Consider the following 18,936-nt stretch of genomic DNA (forward strand, 5'->3'; position numbering starts at 1 on the left):
CAGGCCCAAGACCGAAGCCGATAGCGCCAGAAGGCGCGGGAGCGCTTTGGGAATTGATTGGGCCGGATCACTTGATTTGGTGTCCGGCCCTTATGTCTTAGACCTCCCGCACGGCCCCTTTTGCCGCGCTGGTTGTCAGTTTGGCATAGGCTTTGAGCGCGGTTGAGACTTTGCGCTTGCGGGGCGCTGCCGGTATCCAGCCTTTTGCATCCTGCTCCTGGCGTCGTTCGGCAAGCACTTCATCTGAGACTGCCAGATGGATCGAGCGGTTGGGGATGTCGATCTCAATCCGGTCACCCTGGCGCACCAGTCCGATCTCGCCACCCTCAGCAGCCTCAGGGGAGACGTGGCCGATCGACAGGCCGGATGTGCCGCCTGAGAACCGTCCGTCCGTCAGCAAAGCACAGGCTTTTCCCAGACCTTTGGATTTCAGGTAAGACGTCGGGTACAGCATTTCCTGCATCCCCGGGCCGCCGCGCGGGCCTTCATAGCGGATGACCACCACGTCGCCCTCTTTGACCTTGCTGGTCAGAATGTCGTTCACCGCCTGATCCTGGCTTTCGCAGACATAGGCCGACCCGGTGAAGGTCAGGCTGGCCGGATCGACACCGGCTGTTTTCACGATACAGCCGTCGCGGGCAATATTGCCGAACAGAACCGCCAGACCGCCATCCTGGCTGAACGCATGTTCTTTCGACCGGATCACGCCGCCTTCGCGGTCGGTGTCCAGCTCTTTGTACCGGTTTGACTGGCTGAAGGCCTGCGTGGTGCGCACACCGCCCGGCGCGGCCTTGAACAAGTCTTGCGCCTTGGGGTTGTTGGCCACCTTGATGTCCCAATTGGCAATCGCCTCACCCATCGTGCCGGAATGGACCGTGCTGCAATCCTCGTGCAGCAGGCCTGCGCGGCTGAGCTCACCCAGGATCGAAAAGATGCCGCCGGCGCGGTGGACGTCTTCCATATGCACATTCTCGGTATTGGGTGCGACCTTACACAGGCAGGGCACCTGACGGCTGAGACGGTCCATGTCGGTCATGGTGAAATCCACCTCGCCCTCATGCGCGATGGCCAGCAGATGCAGCACCGTGTTGGTCGATCCGCCCATGGCGATATCCAGGCTCATTGCGTTTTCGAACGCCTCGAACGTGGCGATTTCGCGCGGGAGGAAGCCTTTCTCGTCCAGATCATAGTGCCGTTTGGTGATCTCGACGATCCGGCGACCGGCTTCAAGGAACAGCTCTTTGCGGTCCGCATGTGTGGCCAGAGTCGAGCCGTTGCCCGGCAGCGCCAGACCCAGCGCCTCGGCCAGACAGTTCATCGAGTTGGCGGTGAACATGCCCGAGCACGACCCGCAAGTCGGGCAGGCGTTTTCCTCGATATGCTGAACCTGCTCATCGGTGAACTTGTCGTCAGCGGCGGCCACCATAGCGTCCACGAGGTCGATCTTTTTGGCGTCCAGATCGGCGATGTCGATCTTGCCCGCCTCCATTGGCCCACCCGAGACGAAAATGGCGGGGATGTTCAGGCGCATCGCGGCCATCAGCATGCCGGGCGTGATCTTGTCGCAGTTCGAGATACACACCATCGCATCAGCACAGTGCGCGTTGACCATATATTCAACAGAATCCGCGATTACCTCACGCGAGGGCAGCGAATACAGCATCCCGTCATGTCCCATGGCGATACCGTCATCCACCGCGATGGTGTTGAATTCCTTGGCAACACCACCCGCCGCCTCGACCTCGCGGGCGACCATCTGGCCCAGATCCTTCAGGTGCACGTGGCCCGGTACGAACTGGGTGAACGAGTTGACGATGGCGATGATCGGCTTGCCGAAATCGTCGTCGCCCATGCCAGTCGCGCGCCACAGGCCGCGGGCACCGGCCATGTTGCGGCCATGGGTTGAGGTTCTGGATCGGTACAATGGCATGATGCTGTTTCCCTTTTGCCTCGGGTTGCATGTCTTGGGGTTTGTGCGTTATAGCGCACGTACCACATGTGCGCTATAACGCACAAGAGGATTCGAAAGACGGCATCATGGCACCGGACGAGATCACGCTGAAATTACGGGACATGCGGGCGGCATCCGGGCTGAGCCTGTCCAAAGTCGCCGAGATGACAGGCGTCAGCAAAGCCATGCTGGGGCAGATCGAGCGTGGCGAATCCAGCCCAACCATCGCCACTTTGTGGAAGATCGCCAAGGGGTTCCAACTGCCGCTGAGCGCGCTGATTGAAACCGCGAATGGGGACCCCTCTGTTTTTCAGACCGTGACTTTTCCGGGCAGCATCGAGGTCAAGATCGTCTTTCCGTTTGATTCCGCGCTAGGGGCCGAAACCTTTCACGTCAGCCTGACCCCAAACCAATGCCACGAGTCGCCCGCGCATGCGGCGGGCGTGACCGAAGAGGTTTTTGTCCTTTCCGGTACGCTTGAAATTCTGCGTGGCGAGGCCTGGGTGCCGCTAAACGCTGGACAGGGGCTGCGTTTTGCCGCCGATCTGCCTCATGGCTATCGTGCGGGCGCGCAGGGGGCTGCGTTTTTGAACATGCACCATTATGGGCAACACAGCGAGTTTCCTGAAAACGGCAAGGGCTGATCATGACTGCGTTTCTTGACACTTTGACCATCGCGGATGGAATCGGCTCAATCGGGGCGATGATCGTGGTCGCTGCGTATTTCGCCACGCAGATGCGAATGATGAATTCCGACGACCTGGCCTTTCCGGTGGTAAACCTATTGGGGTCGATTCTGATCGTCTATTCGCTGTTTGAGAACTTCAATTTGGCCTCGATGCTAATCGAATCCTTCTGGATTTTGATCAGTCTGATCGGGATCGCTCAGTTTTTCCGCCTCAGGCGGGCACGTTAGCGGTACAGGCCCCCATCCAGACTTGAACAGACATGCGCGCGCGTATAGGGACAAACCAAGCGCGCATAGGGGAGGCATTGATGCAGGACGATCCCAAAACCCTCGTTTCAACCGAATGGCTTGCGGCCCATCTCAAGGATCCGGACCTGCGGGTCCTGGACGGATCATGGTATCTGCCGCAACACGGACGCGACGCCAAAGCGGAATATGACGCGACCCATATCCCCGGCGCGAGATTCTTTGACATTGATGATATTGCCGATCATCGGTCGGACCTGCCGCATATGGTGCCTCCGGTCGAGAAATTCATGTCGCGCCTGCGGGCGATGGGCGTGGGGGATGGCCATCAGGTGGTGGTCTATGACGGCTCGGGGCTGTCCTCGGCCGCGCGGGTCTGGTGGATGTTCCGCCTGATGGGGCAGGACAACATTGCCGTTCTGGACGGTGGCTTGCCGAAATGGCTTGCCGAGGGGCGAGAGGTTGAAGACCTGCCGCCTGTTATCCGCGACCGCCACATGACCGTGCGGGTTCAGAACCATCTGGTGCGTGATGTCACGCAGGTATCTGCCGCAGCCAAGCTGGGGGATCACGAGATCATCGACGCACGCGCAGCCGGTCGCTTCGCGGGTACCGATCCCGAGCCGCGCGAAGGGCTGCGGTCTGGTCGTATTCCCGGATCACGAAACGTCCCCTTCGGCACCTTGCTGAACAAGAATCACACGATGAAATCGCCCGAGGAATGCCGCGCCATTTTCGAGGCCGCTGGCGTCGACCTGTCGAAACCGGCGATTACCTCATGCGGGTCGGGTGTGACCGCCGCGATCCTCAGCCTTGCGCTCGAGCGCATGGGCAAGAAAGACCACTCGCTTTATGACGGCTCCTGGGCTGAATGGGGTGCCTTCCCGACCCTGCCCGTCGCAACCGGAGAGACCTGATGTTTGAACATCTCAAGCCGCAACCTGCCGACAAGATTCTAGCGCTGATGCAGATGTACCGCGAAGACCCGCGCGATCAGAAGATCGACCTGGGTGTTGGCGTCTACAAGAATGCCGAAGGTATCACGCCAGTGATGCGCGCGGTCAAGGCCGCCGAAAAGCGCATTCTGGAAGAGCAGGAAAGCAAGGCCTATACCGGTCTGGCTGGTGATCCGGCCTATGCGGATGCGATGATTGACCTGATCCTGCGCACATCGGTGCCGCGTGGCAACATTGCCGCTGTGGCTACGCCCGGCGGAACCGGTGCTTGCCGTCAGGCATTTGAGATGATCCGCATGGCCAACCCCTCGGCCCGCGTGTTCGTCTCGAACCCGACCTGGCCAAACCATCTGTCGATCCTGAATTACCTGGGGATCGAAGCGGTTCCATACCGCTATTTCGATGGCGAGACTCGTGGCGTCGATTTCGACGGCATGATTGCCGATCTGAAAACCGCCAAGTCGGGCGATGTGGTGTTGTTGCACGGCTGCTGCCACAACCCGACCGGGGCCAACCTGAACCTGGTGCAGTGGCAGGAAGTGGTGAACATCATCAACGAGCTTGGCCTCGTGGCGATGATCGACATTGCCTATCAGGGTTTTGGCGACGGTCTGGAAGAGGATGCGCAGGCGACCCGCCTTGTTGCGTCTTCAGTCAAGGAATGCCTGATTGCCGCGTCGTGTTCCAAGAATTTCGGCGTCTACCGTGAACGCACGGGCCTATTGATGGCAATCAGCGCAGATGCGGGACAGACCGCGTTGAACCAGAGCACGCTGGCCTTTCTGAACCGCCAGAACTATTCATTCCCGCCCGACCACGGCGCGCGCGTGGTCACCACGATCCTGACCGACCCCGTCCTGCGGGCCGACTGGGAGGCCGAGCTGGAAGAGATCCGCTTGTCCATGCTGGGGCTGCGCCAGCAACTGGCCGATGAGCTGCAACGCCACAGCGGCTCCGACCGGTTCGGCTTTGTCGCCCAGCATCGCGGCATGTTCTCGCGCTTGGGCGCGGCACCGGAACTGGTGGAACAACTGCGCGCTGATCACGGCATCTACATGGTCGGCGACAGCCGTCTGAACATTGCCGGGCTGAATGCCAACACGGTTCCGATTCTGGCCAATGCGATTATCGACGTCGGAGTTTAAATCTGCGGAAAAAAAAGAAACCCGGGCGACACCGCCCGGGTTTTTTGTTGGATTGGGTTGGATATCAGCCCTTGGAGAACTCTGGGTACGCTTCCATGCCCAGTTCCGCCATGTCCAGGCCGTTGATCTCATCCTCTTCGCTGACTCGAATGCCGACGGTGGACTTCAGGATCGACCACAGGATCAAAGCGCCGACAAAGGTGAACAGACCGTAGGCGAGGATACCCAGCAGCTGCGTACCCAGGCTGGCTTCGCCGTAAAAGATCACGGCGATGGTGCCCCAGATCCCGGCGAACAGGTGAACCGGGATGGCACCGACCACGTCATCGATCTTGAACTTGTCCAGCATCGGGACCGCAAAGACCACGATGATACCGCCTACGGCACCGATCCACAGTGCGCCGAACAGCGTCGGGGCCAGCGGTTCCGCAGTGATCGACACCAGGCCGGCCAGCGCGCCGTTCAGCACCATGGTCAGGTCAGGTTTTTTGTACAGCAGCTGTGTCAGGATCAGGGCTGCCACTGCGCCTGCCGCTGCGGCCATGTTGGTGTTAGCAAAGATGCGCGACACGTCGGATACGTCACCCACGGTTCCCATCGCCAGCTGCGAGCCGCCGTTGAAGCCGAACCATCCCAGCCACAGGATGAATGTCCCCAAAGTGGCCAGCGCCAGGTTCGAACCGGGCATCGGATGAACCTTGCCGTCTTTGTACTTGCCAATCCGCGGACCCAGGATCAGGGCACCTGCCAGAGCCGCCCAGCCGCCAACCGAATGCACGATGGTCGAGCCAGCAAAATCTGAGAAACCAGCCTCGGACAACCAGCCACCGCCCCACTGCCACGAGCCAGAGATCGGGTACATGACGCCGGTCAGAACAATCACGAAAACCAGGAAGGGCCACAGCTTGATACGTTCAGCTACAGCACCCGATACGATCGACGCAGTTGCGGCCACAAACACCAGCTGGAAGAAGAAGTCCGAACCAACCGAAGCATAATCCAATGCCGCGGCGTCAGCACCCACGCCCACCGGATCCAGGACCGTGGTATTGAAGAACGGTCCAACCCACCCCGCGATGGTCCAGCCGTCGCCGGGGTACATCAGGTTGAAGCCGATCAGCCAGTACATGATCGCGGCAAAGGAAAACAGCGCCACGTTCTTGATCATCTGCATGGCCACGTTTTTCGACCGCACCAGCCCGCCTTCGAGCATGGCAAAGCCGGCGGCCATGAAGAACACCAGGAACCCTGCCATCAGAAACAGCAGCGTGGTGAAGATGTATTGTGTGTGCAGCGCGGCTTCGCCGGTGGCGGCCTCCTGCGCTAGGCCAATCTGCGGCAGCGCGACTATCGCGGCGGCAGGGATGAGAGATTTCATCAGGTTCATTGTCAGTCCTCGAATAGTGTTGAGTGGGGGCGCTTAAAGCGCCTCTTCGTTCGTTTCCCCGGTCCGCACGCGCAGGGCCTGCTCAACGTCGAGGACGAAAATCTTGCCGTCGCCGATCTTGCCGGTCTTGGCGGATTTGGTGATGGTTTCTACGATCTGGTCGGCCATCATGGCGGGCACCACGATCTCAAGCTTGATCTTGGGTACAAAGTTCACCGCGTATTCGGCGCCGCGATAGATTTCCGTGTGCCCCGATTGCGAGCCGAAGCCCTTGATCTCGGTTACCATCATGCCGCGTATGCCCGCGTCGGTCAGTGCCTCGCGCACCTCCTCGAGCTTGAACGGTTTGATTGTTGCAATAATCAGTTTCACGCTGTTCCCCTCTGCTTCCCCGGTCTGTCCGGCGTGTTTGCACCTGCAGAAAAAGAGCGTGCCGAAGCTGTGTAAGGAACGGTTCAGTGGTCAAATTCGGGAGGAATTGGTGAGTGAGTGCACAATTTTTGCACAGATTCTGCATATCGACTAAATTATAGGCGAGTTAGAGAGGGTGTATTCCGGAAATTCAGACCTCTACTTCATCGGTATAGCAGGGTATGGTGCCTCAAAACGATAACCGGGCAGAGTTTGAGCATGACTGAGTCCAGGCGCCGCAAGGCACCGCTTGTGGCGGACAAAAGATACGCGTCGAAGGGGCGAAAACCCACGGCGACCAAACGCACTGCGAAACCCGCAGGCAAAAAGGCTGCGGCGCGCAAAACGACAACCCGCAAAAGCACACGGAGAAAGACACGCCGGAAATCCGGCGGTGGTGGTGGCTTTTTTCGCCGGTTGTTTCGCTGGGTCTGGCGCCTGATCTGGGGGGTAAGCTGGCGCGTGGGCGCTGTGGCCGCTCTGTTGCTGGCGCTGGCTGTCGGGGTTGTCTATACCTCTTTGCCTGATGTCGATGCTTTGCTAGACGGGCGCGCGCGCGGGTCGGTCACGTTGTTGGATCGGGATGGCAAAGTCTTTGCCTGGCGTGGGGATCAGTTCGGCGGGGTAATCACCGCGGACACGGTTTCTCCGTATCTGAAGAATGCAGTGGTCGCCACCGAGGACAAGCGATTCTACCGCCATTTCGGCGTCAGTCCTCGGGGTGTCGCTAGCGCTGTGCGTATCAACCTGCGCGAAGGACGCGGGCCTTTGTCTGGCCATGGCGGGTCGACGATCACCCAGCAGACGGCCAAGCTGTTGTGTCTGGGCGTGCCTTATGTGCCAAGCGAATGGGAGTCTGAGGCCGCCTATGAGGCTGATTGCCGTCAGGGATCCCTGTGGCGCAAGGGCAAAGAGGCTGTCTATGCGATGGCGATGGAGGTCAAATACTCCAAGGATGAAATCCTGACCATCTATCTGAACCGCGCCTTCCTGGGATCTGGCGCACGCGGATTTGAGGCCGCAAGCCAGCGCTATTTCGGAATCTCCGCAGCCGAGGTCAGCCCCTCGCAGGCGGCGATGCTGGCCGGTCTGCTGGTGGCGCCGACGCGCTATGCGCCGACAAACAACCTGCAACGCTCGCAGGATAGGGCGCAGTTGGTGATTGGGCTGATGGAGGCGCAGGGCTATCTGACCACTGCCCAGGCCAGCGGGGCGCGCAGCAACCCGGCGCAATTGTCTGCGGCTGCGGCTGCACGCGCCGGAGGGTATTTTGCCGATTGGGTCATCACGGAACTGCCCAGCTTTTTCGGCTCGGACACCACCGATGACGTGGTGATCCGGACGACGCTGGACCAGCGCCTGCAGAAATCCGCAGAAGAGGCATTGCAATATATCTTCAAGGAAAAGGTCCGCGAAGGGTCCAAGGCGCAAGCTGCCATCGTGGTGATGTCCGCAGATGGGGCCGTGCGGGCGATGGTCGGCGGGCGCAAGACCCGCGTATCGGGCGCATTCAACCGGGCCACACAGGCGCTGAGGCAAACCGGATCATCCTTCAAACCCTTCGTTTATGCCACCGCGCTGGAACTGGGCTATTCGCCGCTGGATACGGTGGTGGACGAGCCCTATTGCATCAATATCGCCGGTTCGGGGCAATGGTGCCCCAAGAACTACACCAACAAGCATTATGGGCGCGTCACGCTTGCTGATGCCCTCAAGAACTCGTTGAACATCCCGGCCGTGAAAGTGGCCGAGGTTGCCGGTCTTGAAAATGTCCGTACCGTCGCCAGTGAGTTCGGCATTGAAAGCAATCTGGCCGAGGGACCCGCGCTGGCGCTGGGCGCATCGGAAAGCACGCTGATCGAGATGACGGGGGCCTATGCCGGTATCCTGAATGGTGGCTCAGCGGTTGAGCCCTATGGGTTGACCGAGCTGAAGCTGCTGGGAGACGACGCTCCTCTGATGGCGACGAGCACCGGCATCGGTGAGCGGGTGATCAACGATAAGGCTGCCAAGCAACTGACCTGGATGATGGAACGTGTCGTGTCCGAAGGCACGGGCGGGCGCGCGAAACTGCCCGGCTGGCAGGTGGCAGGTAAGACTGGCACCACGCAGGCGGCGCGGGATGCCTGGTTCATCGGGTTCACGGCCGATTACGTCGCCGGGGTCTGGATGGGTTATGACGACAACACCCCCCTGTCCGGCGTGACCGGCGGCGGGTTACCTGCGGAGATTTGGAAAGAGACGATGGTGCGCGTGACCGAGGGGATGACACCCTCTCCGCTGCCAATGCTGGCCCCCGATCCGCCCGTCCGGCAAGAGCAACCCAGGCGTCAGCGCCGCAATCAGGGCAATGGGTTCGAAAATGCGATCAACAACCTGCTGAACAACATCTTTGGCAACTGATGTAGGCAAGGAAAAGTCGGCGCGCAGGGTCAGCCAATGACAGCATATTGTGCGGAATGCCCGATTTGCATCCGTATCAACGTGAATTCCACGTCTGAACTGCTCTGCCGCTGCCAACATTGCTACTTCCGATATGCGGACAAAACTGCCATTGGAGAAAAGCGAGGTAATGCTTGAAAAATCTTGCTTCCGCTGGGATGGTTTATCCGACAGTATTTTCTGAGGAATTTCGAATGCATTTTCCCAAACTTGCCGCAGTTTCGTCGATTGCTCTTGCAATAACCAGTTCGCAAGCGCTCTCCCAGGATGGGGGACCGATACTGTTCACAAACGTCAACGTGTTTGATGGTGTGAATGAGGAAATGATTGCAAATGCCAATGTCGTTGTAACCGACAATCTGATTACAGAAGTTTCCTTAGAACCCCTTTCAGTCGCTAATGGTATCGTCATCGACGGCGGTGGACGCACGTTGATGCCTGGCCTGATCGACGTACACTGGCACACGCTTTACTGCTGCAATCCGCAGAGCGTGGTTGTGACCGGCGATATTCTTGAGGTCGCGGTGCGGGGTGCCATCGGGTCCGAAGGCACATTAATGCGCGGCTTCACTACGGTGCGCGACGTTGGCGGCAATTCATTTGCCATAAAACGGATGATTGACGCAGGCGAGATCGAAGGCCCTCGTATCTTGCCGTCCGGCCCGCCCGTGACACAAACCGGCGGCCACTTTGACTATCGCCCCTACCAAGCGGTTCCGACGAACGGCGCGGATTCGCAATGGTACTGGTACAGCGTTGGTTTGATGGCGCAGGCTGATGGTGTTCCGGAAGTGGTCAAACGCGCGCGTGAGATCATGCGCATGGGCGCGACCCAGCTTAAGATTTCCACCGGCGGCGGGGTGTCATCTACCTATGACCCTCTGGATGTACGCCAATACACCAAGGCCGAAATCGAGGCATTCGTAGAGGTGGCTGACACCTACAACACCTATGTTGCATCTCATGTCTTCACGGACGAGGCAGTGGAGATAGCCGTTGCCGCTGGCGTTAAGTCCATCGAGCATGGCTTCTTGATGAGCCGCGAAACGATGGAACTGATGCGCGACAACGACGTGTGGTTGTCAGTGCAGCCTCTTCTGGATGACGAGGATGGCTTTTCTTTCGACGACCCTGTTAGCCAGCAGAAATGGATCGACGTCACCAACGGTACAGATTTCACCTACAAAACGGCGAAAGAAGTTGGCGTGAAAGTCGCTTTCGGCACCGACATCCTGTTCGATCCCAAACTGGCCGAACGTCAAGGCGCGTTCCTTGCCAAGTTGCAGCGCTGGTACACGCCATACGAGGTGCTGAAAATGGCGACTTCAACCAATGCTGAACTGCTCAAACTCTCAGGCCCGCGCCACCCCTATCAACAAGGCGATTTGGGTGTAATCGCAAAGGGCGCTTATGCCGACTTAATCCTTGTGGACGGCAATCCGCTGCAAGATATCGACCTGATCGCAGACCCGCATGAGAATTTCGATCTGATCATGAAAGACGGCAAAGTCTACAAGAACACGCTGGACTGAGTTCCAGATGAAGTCCTTTGCTCAAAGCCAGCTTTGTAACGACTGCTCGGGGCTCAAAAGCAGACTAACGTCGTCCGTGGCAAGGGCCCGAGCAAACTACGTGCCAGTGATCCACACCTTCGGCTATAGATGGGCGGCGCATCGGGCGCCGCCTCTATTTTCGGGTGTGACCTCTGATCAGAGGCTGTCGTCCAGCGCCGCCAGAATCGCGTCGCCCATTTCCGTGGTGGAAACCGGCGTGACGCCTTCATCCGCCAGCAGGTCGCCGGTGCGGACGCCATCAGCCAGGACTTTTTCTATCGCAGCTTCCAGTCGGTCAGCCTCGGCCCCCTGATCGAAGCTGTAGCGCAGGGCCATGGCAAAGCTCAGGATACAGGCGATCGGGTTGGCTTTGCCCTGACCGGCGATATCGGGTGCGGAACCGTGGACCGGCTCGTACATCGCCTTGGGGCGGCCATTGGCCATTGGTGAGCCCAGGGAGGCGGACGGCAGCATACCCAGTGAACCGGTCAGCATCGCGGCACAGTCCGACAGGATGTCACCAAACAGGTTGTCAGTGACGATCACATCAAACTGCTTGGGCGCACGCACCAGCTGCATCGCGCCATTGTCGGCATACATGTGGCTCAGCTCGACCTCGGGATAGTCCTGAGCGACCCGGTTTACGACTTCGCGCCATAGAATGCCGGATTCCATGACATTGGCCTTTTCCATCGAGCACAGTTTCTTGTTCCGGCGCATCGCCAGCTCAAAAGCCGAGCGTGCGGCGCGTTCGATCTCGGATTCGGTATAGCGCTGGGTGTTGATGCCGACGCGTTCATTGCCTTCCTCGAAGATGCCGCGCGGCTCACCGAAATAGACGCCCGAGGTCAGCTCGCGCACGATCATGATATCCAGACCGGCAACGATGTCTTTCTTCAGAGACGAGAAATCCGCCAGCGCGTCAAAGCATTGTGCCGGGCGTAGGTTCGAATACAGGTCCATCTCTTTGCGCAGCCGCAGCAAGCCGCGCTCGGGCTTGAGGCTGAAATCCAGATCGTCGTATTTGGGTCCACCAACAGCACCCAGCAGAACTGCGTCCGCCTCCTGCGCCTTGGCCATGGTTTCGTCCGACAGCGGCTTGCCATGGGCGTCATAGGCGGCACCGCCGACCAGATCCTCGCTCACGTCGAATTCCAGGCCGCGCTTGGCACCGAACCAGTCGATGATGCGGCGCACTTCGGCCATGACTTCGGGGCCAATTCCGTCTCCGGGCAGGATGAGGAGCGAGGGGTTGGACATGAAGGATCTCCTTGCGTTTGACAGCAAAGGCCCTAGCGCCTGCGCCGCATCGGGTCAATGAGACGAACCGGCCTAAACGCAGGTTCTGGACGGGAAATCGGGTTTCCGTGCCCTTGCTACGTCACGGATAGTGTGAATCGGTCAGAGATCGGCCTTTATCCCTTCGGCCAACATATCCCAGACTCGTCGGATTCGTGTCGTTTGCCGCATCGCCTGCGGTGCGGCAAGCCAAACCGGCAGCGCAGGGATTTCGACGTTTATGTCCAAAACCTCTACCTCTGGGTCGGCCTCGGCAACTCTCACGGCGCTAAAACCAATACCGCAGCCCGCGCGGACCAGTTCCCAATAGGCAGTCTGAAAGTCGCAGCGTGTGGCAAAGTTGTCCCGGTTCACGGGCCAGCCCATTTCGCGCATGCCGATAATGATCTGCTCGTTCGCATCAAACCCGACAAGGTCATGACTCAACAGATCGTCGGGAGAATTGGGGCGGCCGGCACGATCCAGATAGGACCGGCTTGCGCAAAAGCACAGTCTGATTTCCCCCAGATGTTTCGTGATGATGTCCATCTGTTCCGGCCGAAACATCCGCACTGCGATATCGGCCTCGCGGTAGAGCAGGTTCTCGGTGGCATCGGTGGCGACCAGTTCCAGTTGTATCGCGGGTTCTGCTGCCCGTATTTGGGCCAGAATCGGCGGCAGCAGGTGATGAGAGGCAAAGACCGACGCGGTGATGCGCACCGACCCTTCCAATTCCTGAGACTGGCCTGCGGCCGTTAGGCTGAACGCGTTCATGGCTACGTGCATCTGTTGCGCCATCGGGAAAAGCTGCGCTCCGACTTCACTTAGCTTCAAGCCCCGCGCATGCCTGTCAAACAGCGAGACGCCAAGCTCATCCTCAAGTGCGTGGATCTGGCGACCCAGCGTGGGCTGGCTGCGGTTCAACTGCCGGGCAGCGGCAGACAAAGATCCGGTTTCCGCTACAGCCAGAAAGCTCTGGATCAGAGACCAGTCAGAGTGGGTGATAGATTTGTCCATTCAAAAATGAATACACGTTCTACGTTTGGCGGCAATTCCTGAATTGAACTGAATGGCTCATATTAGATGGACAAGAGGAGGCTTATATGACGGGAACAGTCCTTATTCTGGGTGCGACGGGTCGGTTTGGACGCAATGCCGCAGTAGCTTTTCGCGAGGCGGGCTGGATCGTACACTGCTTTGATCGCAAGACGCAGGATCTGAAGCGATCTGTCGAAGGGGTGGATGTTGTCGTCAATGCCTGGAATCCGGCCTATCCGGACTGGGCGCGACAAGTCCCCGAACTGCATCGTGATGTGATCAATGCGGCAGCGGATCACGGTGCAACTGTGATCCTTCCCGGCAATGTCTATGTTTTTGGCGCGCAAACGCCGGGGCCATGGTCGGGTGCAACACCGCATGCGGCGCATAATCCCCTGGGCAGGATCCGGGTTGAGATGGAAGAAGCCTATCGAAAATCCTCGGTAAGAACGATTCTTCTCAGGGCAGGTGATTTCATTGACACTTGCGCCTCGGGGAACTGGTTCGATCAGGTCATGATCAAGCCTTTGGCACGCGGCAAGATGGTTTATCCCGGTCGCCCGGATATCCCACACGCCTGGGCCTATCTGCCCGACCTCACCCGAGCGGCCGTTGCGTTGGCTGATATCCGCCAGGACCTTCCCCGGTTCTGCGAGGTTCCTTATGCCGGGTTTACCCTGACCGGCCGGGATATTGCGCAATCCTTGTCGCGGGTGACCGGTGCCGAAATAGCCGTCAGCCCCATGAAATGGTGGCCGATTCAGGCACTGCGGCCTTTCTGGAAGTTGGCGCCACATCTGGTTGAGATGCGCTATCTATGGGATCTGCCGCATAGTTTGGACGGCGCATTCTTTGACGACCTTATCCCTGGATTTCAGACGACCGACTTGGACGCGGCGATGGCTTCTGCGATCCCGAAAACAGCCAAGCAGAAAGCGACTTTGGTCAGAACTGCCCGGGCCTGACCAGCGTTAGCGATGTCCCAGGTCCACCCAGACAAGCCGGTGCCGGCTGGCCTGTTCGGCGATTGCGCGCAGGTCTGCGCCCGTGTCGGGCCAAAAGATGCCCGCATCCACAACGCGTAGATCTGCCGAGGGCAGAACGTAATCTACCCGCATTTCTCCGACGGCTTTCCACTCAACCGTGGCCAATGCCCCCGAGGGGGTGGCAGGCTTTGCATCCTGCAACCGCGGGTCTGCCAGCAAGCCCTGGATAGCCTCTTTCCGGCCTTCCCCGCGCGTGGGATCCAGATTTGCATCCCCAGCAATTACGAAAGGCCCGAGTGGGGCAGGGCCTAGAGCACCGTCCAGCACAGCGTTCCACAAGCGAATTTCGTCACGATTGCGCAACCCGTTCCGATCCTCGGGTCCGTCGAAAACGGGCGGGGTCGCGTGAAATGTCATCAGGTTCAGGTGGCCGATCGGGGACTCGATTGGTACGATCCAATGTGCCACCGAGGACAGTCGCTGAATGCGCTGGGCGGCTTCAGAGGGAAATAGCGTGCCATCGACCGTCGGCAGATCAGCCCCCGGCAGGTCGCGCCACAGTACTCCTGAGAAATCCTGCATGTCGTCATGGCCTATGGGAAACCGGGACAGAATGGCCAGCCCGCCCTGACCGGTGAACTCGCCATAGCCTTGGGAATCTCTTGGTCCATTGGCCTGCCCGTCCCCGTCCAGATCCAGACTGGTTTCCATTCCTGAATTAGGCTTGGCGGTAAAGTGATAGGGATAGTCCAGTCCCTCGTTGCGCAGCGCCTCACCGAATGCGGTCAGCGTTTCGCCATTGAGATCCCAGTCGATGCCCTGCAAGGCAACGATATCGGGTTGGGTTTCCAACAACACCCGCATCACAGCGCGAACCTGTGCATCCCCGCGCCGGATATCGCGCAGCAGAATGCCCGGTCCTTTACGGCTGAGTTCGGTGTTGAAGGTGGCTATGCGTATCGTCTCTGCCTGTGCCGCGAATGGCAGCAAAAGCAGCAGAAAAATCCGAATCATGCGGTCTGTGTTGATTCAGTCGTAGAATAGGCGCGGCGTTTTTCGACAATCAGGTTTGCAATGCGCAGTGTCGCCATTCCTCGCATGATCATGCTAGCAGGCAGAAAGGCCCAAGCGCTCAACGTCCAGATCAGCGTCTGGGGGCTGTTCAGCGAGATCGGGCTCACATAATCGGTCAGGATCTTGATCAGAGCCGGGATTACAAACGGCAGCAGGACGCCGATCGAGATGTTCAACCGTCCATCACGCTGCAGACGGGTAACGACATCGCCACCCTTGGTCGGATCGAACAGCGGCAGATTGGTCCAGACGTTGAAGGCTCCGTTTCCGGTGGGCCAACCACGCATTTTCACCGCGTAGTAGAAACTGGCGATTGTGACCATAGCTGCGACATAGGCCACACTGGCAGCGATACGAACAAGTTCGATCAGCGGCGCGCTTGCGTTGACAGGCAGCATCAACACGATCAGACGCACGGGTGAATAGGGGAAATCGACCACATTGGCGACGCCCAACCCGATCACATAAAAACCTGAGGTTAATTCTGTCGGCGAATAGGCGTTTTTGCAGATCAGCGTCAGGAAAGCGACCATCGAAACCAGCCCAACAAAGCGCAGGCGGTTCACTGGTGGTGCGTCGCGAAATTCAATAAAGCTTGGGAAGGCCGAATTATATTCGGCGAAGGTCAGGAAAAACGCGAGAATGGCGAGAAAGACGACAATCTCGGTCCCATTCGTTGATGATACGGGCAAGTACAACGCGGGTGTCAGCACCAAAAGTGCAACCAATATTCCCCGAATTGCCGCCCCTGTTGTGCGCGCAATCACTATCCGAACCCTTTCAAACTGGATTAGCCGATTCTTTGCCGACTTCATTCCAACTTGTGCCTGCCACGTTACCGTTGCAGCAGATGTCATCTCTCACCAATGTTTTGCCATGGTGGGTGCCTGTACCCGCCGACATTGGCGATAAGCGACATTTCGCTCAAGCCAGGTGGCAGAAAACACTCAATTTTGGGCAAAATGATGGCGCAACTGGTGCGGGATTGCATCATTTTTGACGCAAATCCGACGTGTGTTTCAAGTCGAGACCTATATGTAGTGGTTTCGCCGTTCAGAACCCCAAGAAGGCGAATGGGGACGCCGTGGCGTCCCCATAAAGTTGAGTATCAACAGATTCGTTCCCAGAATCACACCCAGGGGCGTGCCTGGCCCGCATGATCCTCGAACTTCTCGATGTGATGGTCTTTTTCCATCGTCAGGCCAATATCGTCCAGACCGTTCAGCAGGCAGTGCTTACGATGAGAATCCACCTCGAATTCGATCACGACACCATCGGATGTGGTGATCTGCTGATCTTCCAGATGCACGGTCATGCGGGCGTTTTCGCCTCTATGCGCGTCTTCCATCAGAACCGCATGATGTTCTTCTTCGACCACGATGGGCAGGATGCCGTTCTTGAAGCAGTTGTTGAAGAAGATGTCGGCAAAGCTGGTCGAGATCACAACCTTGATGCCGAAATCCTTGATCGCCCAGGGCGCGTGTTCGCGCGATGAGCCGCAGCCGAAATTGTCGCCAGCCACCAGAATCTCGGTTTGCCGATAGGCGGGTTTGTTCAGAATGAACTCTTCATTCTCACCGCCGTGATCATGATAGCGCATCTCGTCAAACAGTACGACGCCAAGGCCGGATCGTTTGATCGTTTTCAGGTGCACTTTCGGAATGATCATATCGGTGTCGATATTGATCAATGGCATCGGGGCGGCCACTCCGTGGACTTTGTCAAACTTTTCCATGTCTACACTCCTGCGGGGGAGGGCCGCGCCCATGCCCCGCGTTTAAGCTTGTTTCGCTTCAGTTGTTTCGCCTTTGGGTGCGTCTTTGATGAAGAGCGCCATGAACACCAGGCCCAGACCGTTGAACACCATCTCGATCCCCAGCAGGATGCCGAGCAGTTGCAACAGCACGACAGGATCGGTTGCTGCGAACCGCCAGATGAGCATCGCCAGAACAATCGACATCACGCCCGAGATCAGTGTCGCCCAGAAATACTGCGTACCTTTCATCTGGAACGACAAAATGACCCGCGCGATACCGCCTGCCATGAACAGGATCAGGCAGACCGTCGCCAGCGTCACGGTGCCCTGCAGCGGGTGATCCAGAAAGGACCAGCCCAGAAACAGCATCACCGCACCCATAATAAGCGACAGGATTTTGTTGCCGGTGCCCTCGACGGTGAACCCACCGACCACCTGCAATGCCCCTGAAATCAGCAGCAGTACGCCGGTCACCACCGTTACGGCAATCGACGCCACTGCAGGCGCGCCCAGCACAAAAAGGCCGAACACTATGGACAGAAGCCCCATCAGGAGCCATTTGATCCAGTCACTCATGTCTTAAATCCCTCAAATATCCAGTTATGAGGGCAGCTTACATCAACTCGCGGACGTCTGTCAGCCGTCCTGTGATTGCCGCTGCGGCAGCCATTGCGGGGCTTAGCAGGTGGGTGCGCCCGCCGCGGCCCTGACGGCCTTCGAAGTTGCGGTTCGAGGTCGCGGCGCAGCGCTCGCCCGGTTGCAACTGGTCGGGGTTCATCGCCAGGCACATGGAACATCCCGCCAAACGCCATTCGAACCCGGCCTCTTTGAAGATCTCGGCCAGACCTTCTTCCTCGGCCTGCGCGCGGACAAGGCCTGAACCAGGCACAACCATCGCCCGCATCCCGTCCTTGATCTTTTTGCCCTTCAGAATCTCGGCAGCGGCGCGCAGGTCCTCGATGCGGCCGTTGGTGCAGGACCCGATAAAGACGGTGTCGATTTCGACGTCGCTGAGCTTCTGACCGGCTTCCAGACCCATATATTCGATGGACCGGCGGGCCGCATCGACTTTGCCACCTTCGAAATCCTCGGGGTGAGGCACGGATGCAGTGATCGGCAGCACGTCCTCGGGGCTGGTGCCCCAGGTGACGACCGGCGCGATGTCTTCGCCGCGCAGGGTGATGACCTTGTCGAAATGCGCGTCTTCATCGGTGAACAGCGTTTTCCACCAGTCCATCGCCGCTTCCCACTGGGCCCCTTTCGGCGCGTGTGGGCGGCCTTTGACATATTCGAACGTGGTCTCATCCGGGGCGATCAGGCCAGCGCGGGCGCCGCCTTCGATTGCCATGTTGCAGACGGTCATGCGGCCTTCCATCGACAGATTGCGGATCGCTTCGCCGCAATATTCGATGACATAGCCGGTGCCACCAGCGGTTCCGGTCTCACCAATCACAGCCAGAGTGATATCCTTGGCGGTCACACCCGGCTGCAATTTGCCGGTGATTTCCACCTTCATGTTTTTGGATTTCTTCTGGATCAGGGTCTGCGTGGCCAGAACGTGTTCAACCTCGGACGTGCCGATGCCATGGGCCAGCGCACCAAACGCTCCATGAGTCGCTGTGTGGCTGTCGCCGCAGACAACGGTCATGCCGGGCAGGGTCCAGCCCTGTTCGGGGCCAACGATGTGCACGATGCCCTGGCGAACGTCATTCACCGGGTAATAGTGAATGCCGAAATCCTTGGCGTTCTTGTCCAGTGCCTCGACCTGAATGCGCGATTCGGGGTTTTCGATGCCGTTCACGCGATCCGGCGTGGTGGGCACGTTGTGATCCGGTACCGCGATGGTCTTTTCCGGTGCGCGTACCGGGCGGCCGGCCATGCGCAGCCCTTCAAAGGCCTGCGGGCTGGTCACTTCGTGGACCAGATGGCGGTCGATATACAGCAGGCAGGTGCCATCATCGGCTTCGTGCGCGACATGGGCATCCCAGATCTTGTCATAGAGTGTTTTGGGGGACATCGGTCCTC

The 18,936-nt window shown here is 58.7% G+C and carries 17 protein-coding genes; 7 read left to right on the plus strand and 10 right to left on the minus strand.

Annotated features, from left to right (window positions below):
- Nucleotides 1-97: 97 nt before the first annotated feature.
- Nucleotides 98-1,930, minus strand: coding sequence for a dihydroxy-acid dehydratase (gene ilvD / locus AC2FGB_RS12100; protein WP_271950937.1), 1,833 nt, complete (start codon nt 1,928-1,930; stop codon nt 98-100).
- Between the two features lie 107 nt (nt 1,931-2,037).
- On the opposite strand from ilvD, the gene AC2FGB_RS12105 reads away from it, so the two are divergent.
- From AC2FGB_RS12105 to AC2FGB_RS12120, 4 genes are all read left to right on the plus strand, one after another.
- Nucleotides 2,038-2,595, plus strand: coding sequence for a helix-turn-helix domain-containing protein (locus tag AC2FGB_RS12105; protein ID WP_142638464.1), 558 nt, complete (start codon nt 2,038-2,040; stop codon nt 2,593-2,595).
- A gap of 2 nt (nt 2,596-2,597) precedes the next feature.
- The gene (locus AC2FGB_RS12110) at nt 2,598-2,867 is read left to right on the plus strand and encodes a CBU_0592 family membrane protein (protein WP_142638410.1); all 270 of its coding nucleotides are present in this window, start codon (nt 2,598-2,600) and stop codon (nt 2,865-2,867) included.
- An 80-nt stretch (nt 2,868-2,947) separates the two neighbouring features.
- Nucleotides 2,948-3,802 carry a 3-mercaptopyruvate sulfurtransferase gene (sseA, locus tag AC2FGB_RS12115; protein ID WP_496694075.1) on the plus strand — a complete coding sequence of 285 codons (855 nt, stop codon included), beginning with the start codon at nt 2,948-2,950 and terminating at the stop codon, nt 3,800-3,802.
- Nucleotides 3,802-4,986, plus strand: coding sequence for an amino acid aminotransferase (locus AC2FGB_RS12120; protein ID WP_496694076.1), 1,185 nt, complete (start codon nt 3,802-3,804; stop codon nt 4,984-4,986). The genes sseA and AC2FGB_RS12120 overlap by 1 nt, the downstream gene beginning before the upstream one ends.
- Nucleotides 4,987-5,050: 64 nt before the next feature.
- Here AC2FGB_RS12120 and AC2FGB_RS12125 read toward each other — a convergent pair whose 3' ends face one another.
- Nucleotides 5,051-6,373 (minus strand): ammonium transporter, encoded by a 1,323-nt coding sequence (locus tag AC2FGB_RS12125; protein WP_496694077.1) that lies wholly within the window; start codon nt 6,371-6,373, stop codon nt 5,051-5,053.
- Between the two features lie 33 nt (nt 6,374-6,406).
- Nucleotides 6,407-6,745, minus strand: a complete 339-nt coding sequence (locus tag AC2FGB_RS12130) for a P-II family nitrogen regulator (RefSeq protein WP_496694078.1) — start codon at nt 6,743-6,745, stop codon at nt 6,407-6,409.
- A gap of 258 nt (nt 6,746-7,003) precedes the next feature.
- On the opposite strand from AC2FGB_RS12130, the gene AC2FGB_RS12135 reads away from it, so the two are divergent.
- Nucleotides 7,004-9,187, plus strand: coding sequence for a transglycosylase domain-containing protein (locus AC2FGB_RS12135; protein WP_496694079.1), 2,184 nt, complete (start codon nt 7,004-7,006; stop codon nt 9,185-9,187).
- Nucleotides 9,188-9,420: 233 nt separating this feature from the next.
- On the plus strand, nt 9,421-10,758 hold the full coding sequence (locus AC2FGB_RS12140; RefSeq protein ID WP_496690512.1) for a metal-dependent hydrolase family protein: 1,338 nt from the start codon (nt 9,421-9,423) through the stop codon (nt 10,756-10,758).
- 177 nt (nt 10,759-10,935) lie between these two features.
- Here AC2FGB_RS12140 and leuB read toward each other — a convergent pair whose 3' ends face one another.
- The gene (gene leuB / locus AC2FGB_RS12145; protein ID WP_142638396.1) at nt 10,936-12,039 is read right to left on the minus strand and encodes a 3-isopropylmalate dehydrogenase; all 1,104 of its coding nucleotides are present in this window, start codon (nt 12,037-12,039) and stop codon (nt 10,936-10,938) included.
- Nucleotides 12,040-12,180: 141 nt separating this feature from the next.
- Nucleotides 12,181-13,074, minus strand: a complete 894-nt coding sequence (locus AC2FGB_RS12150) for a LysR family transcriptional regulator (RefSeq protein WP_496689880.1) — start codon at nt 13,072-13,074, stop codon at nt 12,181-12,183.
- Between the two features lie 86 nt (nt 13,075-13,160).
- Here AC2FGB_RS12150 and AC2FGB_RS12155 point away from each other — a divergent pair, with 86 nt between their 5' ends.
- The gene (locus AC2FGB_RS12155; protein ID WP_496689879.1) at nt 13,161-14,060 is read left to right on the plus strand and encodes a sugar nucleotide-binding protein; all 900 of its coding nucleotides are present in this window, start codon (nt 13,161-13,163) and stop codon (nt 14,058-14,060) included.
- Nucleotides 14,061-14,066: 6 nt separating this feature from the next.
- Here AC2FGB_RS12155 and AC2FGB_RS12160 read toward each other — a convergent pair whose 3' ends face one another.
- The 5 genes from AC2FGB_RS12160 to leuC all read right to left on the minus strand — a co-directional run bounded on the left by AC2FGB_RS12160 (nt 14,067) and on the right by leuC (nt 18,928).
- Nucleotides 14,067-15,095 carry an endonuclease/exonuclease/phosphatase family protein gene (locus AC2FGB_RS12160; RefSeq protein WP_496689878.1) on the minus strand — a complete coding sequence of 343 codons (1,029 nt, stop codon included), beginning with the start codon at nt 15,093-15,095 and terminating at the stop codon, nt 14,067-14,069.
- Entirely contained in the window at nt 15,092-15,922 is an 831-nt protein-coding gene (locus tag AC2FGB_RS12165) for a hypothetical protein (RefSeq protein ID WP_142638388.1), read from the minus strand. Before AC2FGB_RS12165 ends, AC2FGB_RS12160 begins: the two co-directional genes overlap by 4 nt.
- 362 nt (nt 15,923-16,284) lie before the next feature.
- A complete protein-coding gene (gene leuD, locus AC2FGB_RS12170) occupies nt 16,285-16,890 on the minus strand; it encodes a 3-isopropylmalate dehydratase small subunit (protein WP_142638386.1) in 606 nt (201 codons plus the stop codon).
- 42 nt (nt 16,891-16,932) lie between these two features.
- On the minus strand, nt 16,933-17,487 hold the full coding sequence (locus AC2FGB_RS12175) for an HdeD family acid-resistance protein (protein WP_271950915.1): 555 nt from the start codon (nt 17,485-17,487) through the stop codon (nt 16,933-16,935).
- Between the two features lie 37 nt (nt 17,488-17,524).
- Nucleotides 17,525-18,928, minus strand: coding sequence for a 3-isopropylmalate dehydratase large subunit (gene leuC, locus AC2FGB_RS12180; RefSeq protein WP_496694080.1), 1,404 nt, complete (start codon nt 18,926-18,928; stop codon nt 17,525-17,527).
- Nucleotides 18,929-18,936: the final 8 nt, after the last annotated feature.

The sequence above is a fragment of the Ruegeria sp. CDSC021 genome, from assembly GCF_059610845.1.